Annotated in this window: 10 protein-coding genes; all 10 read left to right on the forward strand. The window is 44.8% G+C overall.

Annotated features, from left to right (window positions below; all coding sequences use genetic code 11):
* Positions 1-439: 439 nt before the first annotated feature.
* The 10 genes from mnmH to AC4EG4_RS08820 all read left to right on the forward strand — a co-directional run bounded on the left by mnmH (position 440) and on the right by AC4EG4_RS08820 (position 15,046).
* Positions 440-1,498: a tRNA 2-selenouridine(34) synthase MnmH gene (gene mnmH, locus AC4EG4_RS08775; RefSeq protein WP_490987554.1), complete on the forward strand. Its 1,059-nt coding sequence runs from the start codon at positions 440-442 to the stop codon at positions 1,496-1,498.
* Between the two features lie 348 nt (positions 1,499-1,846).
* Positions 1,847-5,002, forward strand: a complete 3,156-nt coding sequence (locus tag AC4EG4_RS08780) for a DEAD/DEAH box helicase (protein ID WP_490987555.1) — start codon at positions 1,847-1,849, stop codon at positions 5,000-5,002.
* Positions 5,003-5,097: 95 nt separating this feature from the next.
* Positions 5,098-5,712, forward strand: coding sequence for an NUDIX hydrolase (locus AC4EG4_RS08785; protein WP_490976829.1), 615 nt, complete (start codon positions 5,098-5,100; stop codon positions 5,710-5,712).
* Between the two features lie 146 nt (positions 5,713-5,858).
* Positions 5,859-6,932: a branched-chain amino acid aminotransferase gene (locus AC4EG4_RS08790; protein ID WP_490976830.1), complete on the forward strand. Its 1,074-nt coding sequence runs from the start codon at positions 5,859-5,861 to the stop codon at positions 6,930-6,932.
* A 341-nt stretch (positions 6,933-7,273) separates the two neighbouring features.
* A complete protein-coding gene (locus tag AC4EG4_RS08795) occupies positions 7,274-8,479 on the forward strand; it encodes a multidrug effflux MFS transporter (protein ID WP_490987556.1) in 1,206 nt (401 codons plus the stop codon).
* A 149-nt stretch (positions 8,480-8,628) separates the two neighbouring features.
* Positions 8,629-10,062, forward strand: coding sequence for an alkaline phosphatase (locus tag AC4EG4_RS08800; protein WP_490987557.1), 1,434 nt, complete (start codon positions 8,629-8,631; stop codon positions 10,060-10,062).
* A gap of 25 nt (positions 10,063-10,087) precedes the next feature.
* Complete coding sequence (locus AC4EG4_RS08805) at positions 10,088-10,732, forward strand: DUF4352 domain-containing protein (protein WP_490987558.1); 645 nt, start codon at positions 10,088-10,090, stop codon at positions 10,730-10,732.
* A 222-nt stretch (positions 10,733-10,954) separates the two neighbouring features.
* Positions 10,955-11,956 carry a hypothetical protein gene (locus tag AC4EG4_RS08810; RefSeq protein ID WP_490987559.1) on the forward strand — a complete coding sequence of 334 codons (1,002 nt, stop codon included), beginning with the start codon at positions 10,955-10,957 and terminating at the stop codon, positions 11,954-11,956.
* 280 nt (positions 11,957-12,236) lie between these two features.
* Positions 12,237-13,673: a carbon starvation CstA family protein gene (locus AC4EG4_RS08815; protein WP_490987560.1), complete on the forward strand. Its 1,437-nt coding sequence runs from the start codon at positions 12,237-12,239 to the stop codon at positions 13,671-13,673.
* A 125-nt stretch (positions 13,674-13,798) separates the two neighbouring features.
* On the forward strand, positions 13,799-15,046 hold the full coding sequence (locus AC4EG4_RS08820) for a TerD family protein (protein ID WP_490987561.1): 1,248 nt from the start codon (positions 13,799-13,801) through the stop codon (positions 15,044-15,046).
* Positions 15,047-15,147: the final 101 nt, after the last annotated feature.

The following is a 15,147-nucleotide window of genomic DNA, read 5'->3' on the forward strand; positions in this document are numbered from 1 at the left end:
CATCCTTTTCTTAGTGAGTTAGTCGGGAATACTCCGTTATCATAATGCTTGAGCTGCCCGGTGTCAAAAGAAATTGCTTCGGAATCCTGGTTTGCAGGTGTTTTGGAGGAAAGCTAAATACTATATTAAGTTGGATTAAAGAAAACAGCTTTTATCCCTTTCTTTGGCCGCTTTGTGCAGGGCTTCTAGCTTTGTCTAGCCACTGTACGCAACTGCGCGAAGAGAAGGAGTGGACTGAAAGCGAGCCTAGTTTTTTACTATGCTCCTAAAAGGGATGGAGCAAATCAGCAGTACAAGATATATAAAGTAACTTTGGCTAATAAAATGGAAAAGTGAGAGTAAGCTCTTCTTATAGATAAGCACTTAAAAACGAAAAGCTCTTGGGATGGGTGTATACTTAAAAAATAGTTAAAACAAGTGCGTGTTTGGAGGAAATTGGATGTTCAATGATATCACAGTAAAAGAATTGATTCCTTTAAGTGAAGAAAAGAAAATGGTGCTGATCGATGTCAGATCGCCCTCTGAATTTCAAAATTTTTCAATTCCGAATAGCGTCAACATCCCGTTTTTCGATGATGCAGAACGTGCAGAGATCGGCACGCTCTACAAACAAGTAAGTGTCGAGGCGGCTAAAGCACGCGGCCTTGAAATCATTTCCGCCAAACTGCCGGCATTTGTTCAGCAGTTTAAAGAAATTGAAGGCAATAAAACGGTGTTTTGCTGGCGGGGCGGAATGCGCAGCCGCACTACTGCTACGTTGCTGTCCTTAATGGATGTTCATGTCAGCCGGCTGGAAGGCGGGATCCGTGAATACCGAAGATGGGTGATTAATCAACTGGAGCAGCCGGAAGCGCCGTTTAAAGCGTATGTATTGAACGGTTTAACTGGAACAGGAAAAACAAGAATTTTAAAAGCACTGGAAAAACAAGGCTACCCTGTTATCGATTTGGAAGGTTTGGCCAATCACAAAGGCTCTATTTTTGGTCACATTGGCGTCGAGCCGAACAACCAAAAAAAATTCGATTCGCTGTTTGTCCAGCAATTTCGGGAACTTGAAAAGTCGCCGTTCGTGCTGTTCGAGGCGGAAAGTTCGCGAATCGGCAAAGTGGTAATCCCAAATTGGGTGACCGAACTGAAAGCCAATAGCGTTCAGTTCATTATCGAAATGCCGATGGAAGAACGAATCAAAGAAATCATCGCGGACTATCGCCCTGTGGAATACCAGGCGGAATGCGTCGCTGCTTTTCAACGAATTAAAACACGGATGCCGCAAGATATTTCAAAACAAATCGAATCGGATCTGGAATCCGGCGAATTCGATTCTGCTGTCCGCTTGCTGTTGGAGTATTATTATGATTCCCGCTACAAGCACACCAACCTTCAATACCCGGATACACAGAAAAAGGTGCTGCGAGTCCAAAACCTGGAAGAAGCCATTGAAGCGATCAAGAGCCATATTCCGGACATTGAGAAGTCTCCTGCGGGCAATACGGGTTGAACCAGAAGTATCTATTTTTCAACTCTTCAAAAGGTGTATGTAGGCGCTTTTCGCTCTTTTCTTGCTATATGTATCATTACAGCTTGATAAGGAAGCGAAGTATTTGTTTTCAAAGCATACTCCTTACTTATTTTGTAGTCAGAATCAGCAAGCGTGCAATAAAGGTAGTTAATTTGTTGCACAATCAACTTTTACTCCAAAAGAAAATCTCCTCGACCTCGTGTTGAAGGGATTTTCTTTTGTCTCGAGCAAAGTTGATTCGCGCTACGCAGTCAGAGATAATGAAAGAACGGAAAGAATTGTCGGACTGTCTTCAGAAATCAGGCATCTCAGGAGGGAACTGGCCTTATGAATTTCTCACTTAATGAAGCAAAAATAAAAAAACTATGCGGACAGGCTGCTTATAAAAAAGGTCGTGCTTTTATTCAGGCAGGCAAAATTCAACTGATTCCAGATTCCCATGATGATCGCTTTATGAAAGGCATTGTCACAGGCCGCAATGAATTTCATGTCAGTGTCAAGCAGGAATCCGATGGAGAAACTTTGGCTTCTTGCAGCTGTCCGCCGGTCGGTTTCGTGAAAACTTATTGCCATCATATTGCCGGTGTTTTGCTGGCGATTGATGACATGCAGCAGCGTGAAAATCCCACGGCAAAAATGCTGGATTTGTTTGCCCGGCAAACTGCAGGAACAAAAGGCAGACGGCAATATTTTGACAAGCGGCAAGTGCTTCAAGTGGAATTTAGTCTTTTGCCGGTCTTGCTGGTGGAAGCGGGTTATGTGTTCGGCTTAAGGCTAGCTGCGGGGATACAGAAACTTGAACCCATAGAGAATGTTGGGGATTTTCTGGCGGCGGTAAAGACGGAGGAAGCGTATACTGAATCTCCAGGATTCCACTATTCGCCGCAAGATCATCGCCTGCAAGAAGAAAGTGAACAGGTCCTTTCTTACTTGGCGAAAACTCGAACTGCCGGAACTGGTGAGAGGCAACAAGCCAGCCTGTTGGTCTTGGCGGCTTCGGACTGGGAGCGGCTGCTGCCTTTATTGCAGGTTGCGCCTATGGTCAAACTTGTCGGCGCAGGACGGATTACAGAAGGTATCCGCATTGAAAAAGAACTGCCGCTGTCTTTTCATTTTGATCAAAGCCGTTCCGGTGGGTTTCGGCTGGATGTGGAAGGATTAGAAGAAGTTCTAATTTTAAAAGCATATGACATGGCTATTGCAGGTTGCGCCTTGGTCTATTTGGCTGAAGAAGATGCCCGGCGTTTGGCAGAACTGAAAGAATTACTGCCCGGTTCGATTGACCAGCTGCTCATTCCGGCAGAAGACATGGATCATTTCATGGCCACGGTTGTGCCTGGATTGGAACGGGTAGGAAAAGTGCACATTGCCGATGCAGTAGCAGAACGGCTGGTGGAGACGCCTCTTCGCGCTAAGCTGTATCTTGACCGTATTAAACATCGGCTGCTGGCCGGGGTGGAGTTCCATTATGGGCATTTGGTCATCAACCCTTGTGAAGAACCAGAAGATGAATTCCGCCATTATCCCGGAATTCGCCGCCAGCGCCAGCAGGAACAGGAAATTCTCCAGCTCATGAAAGACAGCGTGTTTACACAAACCGATGGTGGATTTTATATGCAAGATGAAGAAGCGGAATACCATTTTCTGTACCATGTGATTCCGGTGCTGGAAGAGCTAATGCAGATTTACGCGACGACAGCCGTTAAGCTGCGTGTTCAAAAAAACTATGGCGGTCCTAAAGTAAAAGTTGAAATTAGCGAGCGCACCGATTGGCTGGAGTTCCGCTTTGATCTTGGAGACGTGCCGGAAGCAGAAATCAAAAAGATTTTGAAAGCCTTGGAAGAAAAGCGTCCCTATTATCGAATCCCTAACGGTACGTTAATGTCTTTGGAAACTGCTGAATTCATGGAGCTAAACGATTTTTTGCGTGAATTGGATGTCACCGCAGCTAATTTTGGGCGAGAGGAAATTCGCGTACCGCTGATCCATGGGTTGCATTTAGCCGCTTCATTGGATGACGGGCAGCTGCTCGATCCAGGTGCCAGTTTTGCTCACTTGCTGCAAAACTTGAGTCAACCAAACGAACGGGCTGCGGATATACCGGAAAGTTTGAATGGGGTATTGCGCGATTACCAGGAAGCCGGATTCCGATGGCTCAAACTGCTGGCCCGGTACAAATTCGGTGGCATTTTGGCTGACGACATGGGGCTCGGCAAAACCTTGCAAAGCATTGCCTTTATCGTTTCAGTGCTGCCGGAAATTCGCAAACAGCAGCAGCCAGTGCTGGTGGTCGCCCCTTCATCGCTCGTCTACAACTGGCTGAATGAATTGACGAAATTTGCGCCAAGCATCAAAGCCGGAGTTATTGATGGCAGTAAAACGCAGCGAGCCTCATCCATCCAAAAAACAAAAGGTTTGGATGTGGTTATCACTTCCTATCCGTCGCTTCGCATGGATCAGGTACTGTACCGAAACCAAAGCTTCCACAGTTTGTTTCTGGACGAGGCGCAGGCTTTTAAAAACCCGGTGACGCAAACAGCTAAAGCAGTCAGGGATATTCAGGCAGATCACCGATTCGCACTAACTGGCACGCCAATTGAAAACTCGCTGGATGAATTATGGTCCATTTTCAATGTGGTGTTTCCAGAGCTGTTGCCGAATCGCCGGCTGTTCAGTGAAATGAGACGCGACAGCATCAAGAAGCGCGTACGACCGTTTATCCTGCGCCGTATCAAGGCAGACGTGTTGACCGAGCTGCCGAATAAAGTTGAGACGATGCATTTTTCAGAGCTGCAGAAAGAGCAAAAAAAATTATATGCGGCGTATTTGGCCGAACTAAAACAGGATGCGCTGAAGCATTTGAATAAAGACAGCTTCCAGAAAAACCGTATCCGGATTTTGGCGGGTTTGACCAGGCTGCGCCAATTGTGCTGCCATCCCGCATTGTTTGTCGAAGGCTACGATGGCGGATCTGCCAAGTTTGATCAGTTAATGGAGCTTGTGGAGGAATGCCGTCTGTCCGGCCGTCGCGTGCTGGTGTTTTCACAATTTACACAAATGCTTGGAATTATTGGCCATCAATTGGCAAGAGAAGGTGTGCCTTATTTTTACCTGGATGGCCAAACACCGCCGATAGAGCGGGTAGACATGTGCCGCCGTTTCAATGAAGGGCAAGGAAATTTGTTTTTGATTTCCTTGAAAGCTGGCGGTACCGGCCTGAATTTAACGGGAGCTGATACTGTGATTTTGTATGATCTTTGGTGGAATCCAGCGGTCGAACAGCAGGCTGCTGACCGTGCCCATCGCATGGGGCAGAAAAAAGAAGTCCAAGTGATTCGTCTCGTTGCCAAAGGCACCATTGAAGAAAAAATCAATGAACTCCAGATGAAAAAGAAAAATTTGATTGACGATGTGATCCAGTCGGGTGAAGAGCCGCTGAAAGCAATGACCGCTGATGATATACGGGAAATTTTGACGATGTAGCAGGTGGGCTCAGCCGCACGACGATAGCTGCCTCTTTCGAAAAGGAATTATTGCGCTGGGTTTGGTAAAATGAGTGAAAGAGATGAGGTGTTGAGATGGATCCGAAAAGCATGCTGGAAAAAGTAAAAAACCGAATTCCTGATGTATTGGGAAACAAAGATTTTTCAAAATATGCAATCCTATTGCCTCTTATTGAAAAAGACGGAGAAGTTCATGTCCTTTTTGAAATTCGCTCTTACGACTTAAGAAACCAGCCCGGTGAAATCTGTTTTCCTGGTGGAAGGATTGACTACGAGGACCAGACAGAAGAAGACACCGCAGTCCGGGAAACAATTGAAGAATTGGGGATAAGCAAAGCCGAAATTTCGGATATTTTTCCATTGGACTATATTGTTTCGCCTTTTGGCATGATCGTCTATACCTTTGCGGGCGTTATTGACCGGGAGGCTGAGTTTGTTCCAAATCCACCAGAAGTCGACAGCATCTTTACCGTGCCATTATCTTTTTTCTTAGAAAATGAGCCAAAAGTCTACCGCATCAATTTTGATATCCAGCCGGAGGAAAGCTTTCCTTATGATTTGATTGCTGGAGGAGAAAATTACAATTGGCGAACGCGTCAAGTGGATGAACATTTTTATATATACGAGGATAAAGTTATTTGGGGTCTGACTGCCAAAATCCTCGCACATTTTATTGAGATCATTCGCTGAATGGTCTTTTTGTTTTGGTAAAGAACGGGTCTTTTATCGCAATTTCGGAATTAGAGCGAGAGAAGCTTTAAAAGGACTGCAAGAACGTGTATAATTATTCATATTACTGATAATTAAAATTATTTTTACAAAAAGGAGTCCTGACAATGACGACGTATCAGCTTGAAGTTATTGAAAACAACAGCAAAAAAGAAAAGCCGGCGAAAGACCAAGTGCCATTCGGGACGACATTTACAGATCATATGTACATCCTGGAATACCATACCGAAAAAGGCTGGTACGATCCGAAAATTGTTCCATACGGCCCCATTACCTTAGATCCTGCAGCGATGATTTTTCACTACGGCCAAACGGTTTTTGAGGGAATGAAAGCCTATCATACAGAGGATGGACGCATCTTATTATTCCGTCCGGAAAAGAACTTTGAGCGTTTGAACCTGTCAAGCGAGCGCCTTAGCATTCCACCAATCGATAAAGAGCAGGCTTTAGAGCATTTGACGCAACTAATCAAGCTGGAGAAAGAATGGGTGCCGAAAACACCGGGAACTTCCCTATATATCCGTCCTTATATCATTTCAACAGATGCCAACCTTGCAGTTGGACCGTCTCAAACCTATAAATACATGGTCATCTTGTCACCGGTAGGCTCTTATTTCCCGGGCGGCCTTCAGCCGGTAGTCATTCATGTAGAAGATAAATTTACCCGTGCTGTAAAAGGCGGAACCGGTATGGCAAAAACCGCAGGCAACTACTCATCAGGCTACCAGGCGCAAGCCAATGCCAAGAAAGAAGGCAATGCGGATGTGTTGTGGCTGGATGGCGTTGAGAAGAAATACATTGAAGAAGTCGGCAGCATGAACATTTTCTTCAAAATCAATGGAGAAGTGGTAACGCCTGAGCTAAACGGCAGCATCTTAAAAGGCATTACCCGTATGTCCATTATCGAGTTGCTTGGCACGTGGGGAGTCACCGTAACCGAAAAGCGTGTTTCTATTGATGAACTGTACGAAGCATACGAAGCGGGCCAAGTAGAGGAAGTGTTTGGCACCGGTACAGCCGCTGTCATTTCACCAGTCGGAGAGCTCAACTGGCAAGGCAAAAAAATGATCATCAACAACCACGAAATTGGTGAATTGTCGCAAAAGCTATACGATACAATCACGGGCATCCAAACAGGAAAACTCGAGGATACACTCGGCTGGACCGTAGAGGTAAAATAAATCCACAGCGACCAATTAATTTTTTAGCCCATGGCTATCGGCTTATCTTTCCAGATAAGCTGATAGCCATGGGTTTTTAGCTATGCTATTAAATTTGAAGTTTAAAAATGAGGGTAAGGGAGAACATACGGAAAGAAAGAGAGGTGTTATTAAATTATGGGAGGAAACAGAAATTTTACGGAGAGAAAAAATTACTTCTGGAATGAGCTATATGGGTTGCATTAATTATGGTTAATGGGTATTGTTATCCGGTGGATATTTCGCTAACCGAATTAGATTGACTGTCTACATAGATTTTTTTAACTTATATAGTTTTTATAAAAGAAAGAGGGTGTAAAGCATTGAAAAGCTCGACCGGTTTAAAACGCGTCCAATTTATTTTGCTTATGGGTGCACTGACTTCTTTAATCCCATTTACGATCGATATGTATTTGCCTGCTTTTCCAATTCTAGTGGATGTCTATGAAACAAATGCAACATCTGTCCAATTGAGTTTAACTGCTTGTTTGCTTGGACTCGCATTTGGCCAGCTGATCACTGGCGCACTTAGCGATGTGCAAGGAAGAAGAAAGCCGCTCTTAATTTCCCTCGTGGCTTACATCTTGGCATCAGTCGCCTGTATCTTTGCCCCGAATATTTACATATTTGTTCTTCTGCGTTTTGTTCAAGGGTTTGCGGCATCCGGCGGCCTGGTTATTTCCCGGGCAATCGTACGGGATGTCAGCAACGGAGCCGAATTAACCAGGTTGTTCGCTTTGTTGATGGTTGTCCATAACCTCGTGCCGTTGCTGGCGCCTTCTGTTGGCAGCGGGGTGTTGTTGTTTGCAGATTGGAGAGGGATTTTCCTTGTGCTGACGGTTCTTGGAATTATCCTGCTGCTGGTTTCAGCTTTGCGTCTAAAAGAAACGTTGCCGCTTGAAAAACGCGTACCAAGCAATTTGAAAGCAACATTCACCAATTTTGCAGGAATCTTAAAAAATCGACAGTTTACAGGTTATGCATTAGCGCAAGGGTTTCTGATCGGTGGGGTATTCGCTTATGTATCGGGTACACCTTTCATTTATCAAAATGTATACGGCGTATCGCCGCAGACTTTCAGCCTTTTGTTCGGCATGAACGGCATTGGACTGATTATCGGCAGTTACGCTGTTGGCCGTTTTTCCCACGTCTGGTCTGAAAAACGATTTTTGGAAACGGCTCTTTATACTGCCACAACAGCCGGAGCCGTATTATTGGCGGTGGTCTTGCTGGATGGGCCCCTATTGGCAGTCGTCATTCCGATTTTCTTTTTCATCACTTCAATTGGCGTGGTTGGAACAGCTGCCTTTACTCTTGCAATGGAAAGCCAGGGCCATGTAGCCGGAAGCGCCTCTGCCTTGCTTGGCTTGCTGCCGTTTGTTCTTGGGGCAGCGACAGCGCCATTAGTCGGGATTGCAGGAGAAAATACGGCAGTTCCAATGGGCTTGGTCATTTTCATCATGTGTTCCATTGCTTTGCTGGCGTATATATTCCTTGTGAAAAATACAACTGCATCAACTGCGGAATAACCAAAAAGTCCAGAATTTATTCTGGGCTTTTTGTATTGCGTAAAAATACCTGTTTTTACCAGTTTACAAAAGCTAAACAAACCCCGTGTCATTGCTTAACAATCAGATTCTATACTGAGCTTGTTCATCAATTGACTGGAGGGAAAAAAATGATACGCAAAAAAATGAGATTAAAGGTACTTCCGATTGCTGTAGCTTCTGCATTGGCACTGACGGGCATCACTTCTATTGCTCTTTCCGCTGATGCACAAGCGACCGGCAAGAACCAGGGGAAAGCGCCTGAACACAGCCAAGGCAAAGGCAAAAACAAAGGCGGCAAAAAAGACGAAGTGCAAAACATTATTTTCTTAATTGGTGATGGAGTGGGGACGTCTTATACATCCGCACATCGTTACTTGAAAGACGATGCTTCCACGAAAATGGTTGAAGACATGTCTTTTGATTCGTATTTGGTCGGACAGCAGTCGACGTATCCAGAAGATCCAGCACAAAACATCACAGATTCAGCTTCAGCAGCCACAGCAATGTCTGCTGGCATTAAAACGTATAACAATGCAATTGCTGTAGATAACGACGAAAGTGAAGTAAAAACAGTTCTTGAAGCTGCGAAAGAAAAAGGCAAAGCAACCGGACTGGTCGCAACTTCTGAAATCACGCATGCCACACCGGCATCATTCGGTGCGCATGACATTGCGCGGAAAAACATGAATGCCATTGCAGACGATTATTACGACGAATTGGTTAATGGTGAGCACAAAGTTGATGTTCTTTTGGGCGGTGGAGTCGATTTGTTCGACCGGAAGGACCGTAACCTTACGGAGGAGTTCCAAGAAGACGGGTACAGCTACATTACAGACCGGGATGAGTTGTTAAGCAATAACGACGAGCAAGTACTCGGATTGTTTGCACCAGCCGGTCTTCCAAAAATGATTGACCGTGATGACAGCACACCGTCATTAGCCGAAATGACAGAATCGGCCATCGATCGGTTGTCTGAAGACGAAGAAGGCTTCTTCCTGATGGTAGAAGGCAGCCAAGTCGACTGGGCAGGGCATGACAACGACATCGTAGCTGCAATGAGCGAAATGGAAGACTACGACAAAGCATTCCAGGCAGCGATTAAGTTTGCTGAAGAAGACGGAAACACGCTTGTTGTGGCAACGGCTGATCACTCGACAGGTGGCTTCTCCATTGGAGTAGACGGCATCTACAACTGGTTCGGCGAGCCGATTAAAGCGGCTAAACGCACACCAGATTTCATGGCTCAACAAATCGTTGAAGGCGCTGGCGTGGAAGAAATCTTGAGCGAGTATATTGACCTTGACCTGACCACGGAAGAAGTGGATGCTGTGAAAACAGCGGCAGCGGACGGTGAATATATTGAAATCGATAATGCCATCGAAAAGATTTTCGATAAGCGTTCGCATACCGGCTGGACAACTGGCGGCCATACGGGAGAAGATGTACCTGTTTATGCTTATGGTCCAGCAAGCAATCAGTTCGCAGGGCAACTTGATAATACAGATCACGCAAAAATCATCTTTGATTTACTGAAAGCAAAAGTAGAAATAGACGACAAGTAAAACAGCAGCGAAATGAGGAACTGACATGAAAAAAGCTCTTTGTTTATTGGCATTCTCCACACTCTTGCTTGGAGGTTGTTCAGAACAGGACAATTCGACTGTGACAGCTTCAGCTGCTGGTATGCAAAATGAGATTCCAGCGTATTACGAAGACTATGTTACGAGTCCGCAAGTGACAGATGATCGCGTACTGCAGGAAACAGGGCAGCACAAGCGGGATGCTAAAGGAGAAGCGACAGCAAAAGCGGTGAACATGGACAAAGAAACCTATGAAATAGGTGGAGTGGAGCTGACTATAGCAGAATCGAAAGTTCTTCAGTTCAAGCCAGACTATAGCTTGATTGATTTTTTCCACTCCTATACACATGACCAGGAATTTGAAATCGTGAAAATGTTCGTGGAAATCACCAATACATCCGATCAACCGCTGCATTTTGCGCCAGTAGCCTTATTGGAGACAGATGCAGAGGAACTGAAGATTTGGGAAGATGATATTTACTTGGAGGAATTGAATGGCGAACTGGCCGCGGGTGAAACAAAGCGAGGCAATATCGGTTTTATTCTTGAAGACGGCAGCTTCGATTCGATGACAATCACCACCAGCGATGTCTATGACAGCCAGGACGAAAAATTAACAGAGGCATTGGAATTCAATAGAAGCTTCGAATAATCACAAGCTGAAATCCAGCAGGCTCATTTTATGAGCCTGTTTTTGCATGGTAAAAAGTCGCTATAAAAGACAGAAAAATCAGAAAAAAATTAGCTTATTCTATTCTTAAAATGAAAATTCCGTTGTATGATAAACGCAACAAGAGAGAAGAAGTTTGAAAAAAAATATAGTCATATTCAGGTGCGGAACAGCTTTATACAGAAGTGGAAGGGGATGTTTATCTTGAAGCTGATTGAACTGTACATCAAGGAAGTAATGAGGAGACTTCCTGAAAAAAAGCGTAACCAAGTTGAAGCAGAGTTGCGGTCAACGATTGGAGAGATGCTTCCGGAGGGGTATTCAGAACAAGATGCTAAAAAAATTCTTTCAGACTTGGGCCATCCTGCTGTTACGGCGAGTCGGTATGCGGAGAGACCAATGCATTTAATAGGACCGCGGTATTATGATCTTTATCTCGAACTGCTGAAGCTCGTCCTCCCCATTGCTATCACAGTGACCACTATTGTCGTCCTAGTGGTCACAATTGCATCTGGAGCTGGAGAAGAGCCGATATTCTCCATCATCGGAAATTTGGTTGGAAGAGTCATTTCAGGGATCATCACCACCGTGATTCAAGCGGTATTTTGGCTGACACTCGTACTGGCGGTCGTTGAGCGGGCTGAACATTCAAAATCAACACGGCCGCTGGCACTGAATTTTGAGGAATGGACACCAGATGACTTAAGGGAATTGCCGGAGCGGCCGCATATCTCGAAAGAGAAAAAAATTCCAAAAAGCCAAATATTCGGCAGCCTGATTTGGACCGCAATTTGGACAACCGTTTATTTTAATGCGGATAAGCTTCTCGGAATTTACCAGGAAGGGCAAAGAGGAGGATTGGAATTTACAACACCCGTCTTTAATCAGGCGGTACTGGTTTCCTATTGGCCCTTGATTATTCTGGTCGTAGTGCTCGAAATCACGTTAGCAGCCTATCAGTGGCGGGCTGTGCAATGGACCAACAAACTGGCGCTGTTCAACACCTTTGTTCAACTCACATCCGTGCTGGTGTTTGTGCTCATCTTTACTAATTCCAATTTAATCAATCAAGCATTTCGCCAAAGCATTGAAGGTTTCTTTGGCAGTCTCTCTGCTTTTAATTGGCTGATTGGGAGCATCGTAGCAATTGTCATTATTTCTGCGATAGTGGACACCATACAAGGCATTTGGAAAGCGAGAATTTAAAAAAGGCTGAACGCGCATGGGAGAAATATTGCCTGTGCGCGTTTTGAGGTTTAAAAATTAATATGTATATAATGTTTTTGTTTGATTTTTTTAAAAAATATTATTGAAACATATGAAAAAATTCCTATATAGGTAGAAAAAATCAGTAAAAATGAAATGAGAGTTATGAATATAGTTATTTTACAGTATATTTGGTTTTTTCTAAATATTATGTTTGTATATTGAAAAAACATGTTATCATAATTTATGCTCACAACACGACATCAGGAGGAACCGCCATATGATCACTTTTTTCGCCGCCTTGGCATTGCTAGTTTTAGGTTATGTATTTTATTCGAAATTCATTGAACGGGTATTCGGCGTAGATGACAGCAACCCGACCCCGGCTTATTCTAAAACAGACACATTGGACTTTGTGCCAATGAGCTGGTGGAAAGGCAACCTGATCCAATTATTGAACATCGCCGGCCTTGGCCCGATATACGGTGCGGTGGCTGGAGCTTTATACGGTCCGGTTGCATTTGTCTGGATCGTTGTAGGCTGTATTTTTGCGGGCGGGGTGCACGATTACTTTTCCGGGGTCATGTCCATGCGCCACGGTGGTGCCCAATTCCCAACCTTGGTCGGAAAATACCTGGGCAAGAATGCGAAAGTATTTATCAACGGATTATCACTGGTTTTGATGCTGCTTGTAACCGCAGCTTTTACCGCAGGTCCTGCACAATTGATTGCGCAAATTACGCCGCTTAACTTTATGACAGCTTTAGTTATTATTTTCTTCTATTTTATTCTGGCGACGATTTTGCCGATCAACAAAGTGATTGGCCGCATTTATCCCCTGTTGGGCGCGATTTTATTGTTTATGGCGGTGGCAGTGGCTGTAGCGTTGGTGTTCTCCGGAAAACCAATGCCGAACTTGACGTTTGCGAATCTGCATCCCGGTGACTTGCCGATCTGGCCATTGTTGATGGTAACCATTTCGTGCGGCGCGATTTCAGGGTTTCACTGTACGCAAAGTCCGATCATTGCACGGACGATGAAAAAAGAAACAGACGGCCGGAAGATTTTTTATGGAGCTATGATCATTGAAGGCATCATAGCGTTGATCTGGGCCGCAGCGGGTATGACGTTTTTTAATGGCACGGACGGACTGGGAGCGGCACTTGCTGCTGGAGGCCCATCAGGTGTTGTCAATGAAATCTCAATTTCCTTGCTGGGTACGATGGGCGGATTGCTGGCCATCTTCGGGGTCATTATCCTGCCAATTACAACCGGCGACACGGCACTTCGTTCTTCCCGAATGATCTTGACGGATATCCTTGCAAAATTTGTTAATATGGATGGCAAAGTGAAAATCCTGCTGGTGACCATTCCGCTGGCGGTTCCAACATTTTACATGGCGACGATCGACTATACGTTCCTGTGGAGATATGTTGGCTGGACCAATCAGCTGGTGGCAACATTTATGCTGTGGACGGCCGCGGTTTATCTATTGAAAAACTTTAGATTCCATTGGGTGGCTGGAGTTCCTGCCATTTTCATGACCGCCGTCGTATCTATGTATATCTTCTATGCACCAGAAGGCTTGAACATGGATTATCAGCTTTCTGCGATTATCGGAGCTTGCATCACCTTGGTTGTATTGCTGTGGTATATAGCCCAAATTTTGAAATACAGAAGCTTGAAGCAGCTGGAAGAAGATTATCGCCCACTTTAATAAAACTCACAATCCCGCTTGGTCAAACCAAGTGGGATTGTTTTTGAAAAAAGCAATAGAATGAGTGGAAATAGGATAATTTTACAGTATAGTTAAAATAAATAATTTTTTAAGGAGGAAAACAGATGGTTGTATTGGTTAAAGGACAAAAAGTGGATTTAACAAAAACACATCCAGGATTGCAGCAATTGAAGATTGGCTTAGGGTGGGATACCAGCCAGACAGATTCATCAATTGACTTAGATGCAGTGGCGTTGCTGGTAGATGCAGAAGGAAACGTTTCCGGGAAAGAAAACCTTGTCTTTTACAACAATTTGACTGGCGGCGGAACAGCGGTAAGGCTGACAAAAGACAATCGTACAGGTGCGGGTGCAGGAGATGACGAACAGCTGACGATCGATTTGGAGAAAATTCCGACCGGCATTAAAAAAGTTGCCGTTGCGATTACAATATATGATGGCGCTGCTAAAAAGCAGAGCTTCGGACAAGTTTCAAACGCTTACGTAAGAATTGAAGACGGCCAAACCAAAAAAGAACTTTGCCGATTTGATTTAGGCAAAGAATTTAATGCTGATTTAACGCTGTTGGCAGGAGAAGTTTACCTGCACAATGGAGAATGGAAGTTTTCAGCCATTGGCCAAAGTGTTTCGGGAGACCTCAAAGAGTTGTGCAAACAATTTAATCTCGAGCTGCCGGCGGATGTCTTCACCAAAACGCCTCCACCTGAAAAGAAAGCAGCAGCCAGTCCAAAGCCGGCGGCGGTCAATTTGAAGAAAGTGGAACTGAAAAAAGCAGGGGATAAAATCAACCTCAGCAAAACCGATTCGCCATTAGGGGAGATCGTTGTCAATTTGAACTGGACACAAAAAACCGGCGGCGGCTTTTTGTCATCCATTTTAAATGCCAGCAATTCGGTAGACTTGGATTTGGGCTGCCTATTTGAGCTGGAGGATGGTTCCAAAGGCGTTGTCCAGGCGCTTGGCAATGCCTTCGGAAGTTTAAAGCAACTACCGTATGTAGCGCTGGACCACGATGACCGGACGGGTACATCTAAAGGCGGGGAAAATCTTCGAATCAACGGAGACCAGCTCATGAAGTTCAAGCGGATTCTGGTTTACGCCTTTATTTATGAAGGCGCCGCAAATTGGGCAGAAGTGGACGGAGTTGTGACGCTGCAGCAAAAAAATGGACCGGATGTTGAGGTTCGGCTGGATGATCACCGCAAAGGCAAGCGGATGTGTGCCATTGCCTTAATTGAAAATGAAAAAAATCAAACCTTGAGTGTTAAAAAAGTAGTCGAGTATTTTTCCGGGCACCGGGAAATGGACAAAGCGTTTAACTGGGGAATGACCTGGAGCGCGGGTTCTAAATAAGCACAGAATGAAAGCATGGATTTTCGAATCCATGCTTTTTTATTGGGCTGAATCTGTAGAGATTTTTTACCTAAAGTTCTTGTTGCTTAACGCCAAACTCA

It is taken from the genome of Planococcus sp. TJ-201, from assembly GCF_058268495.1.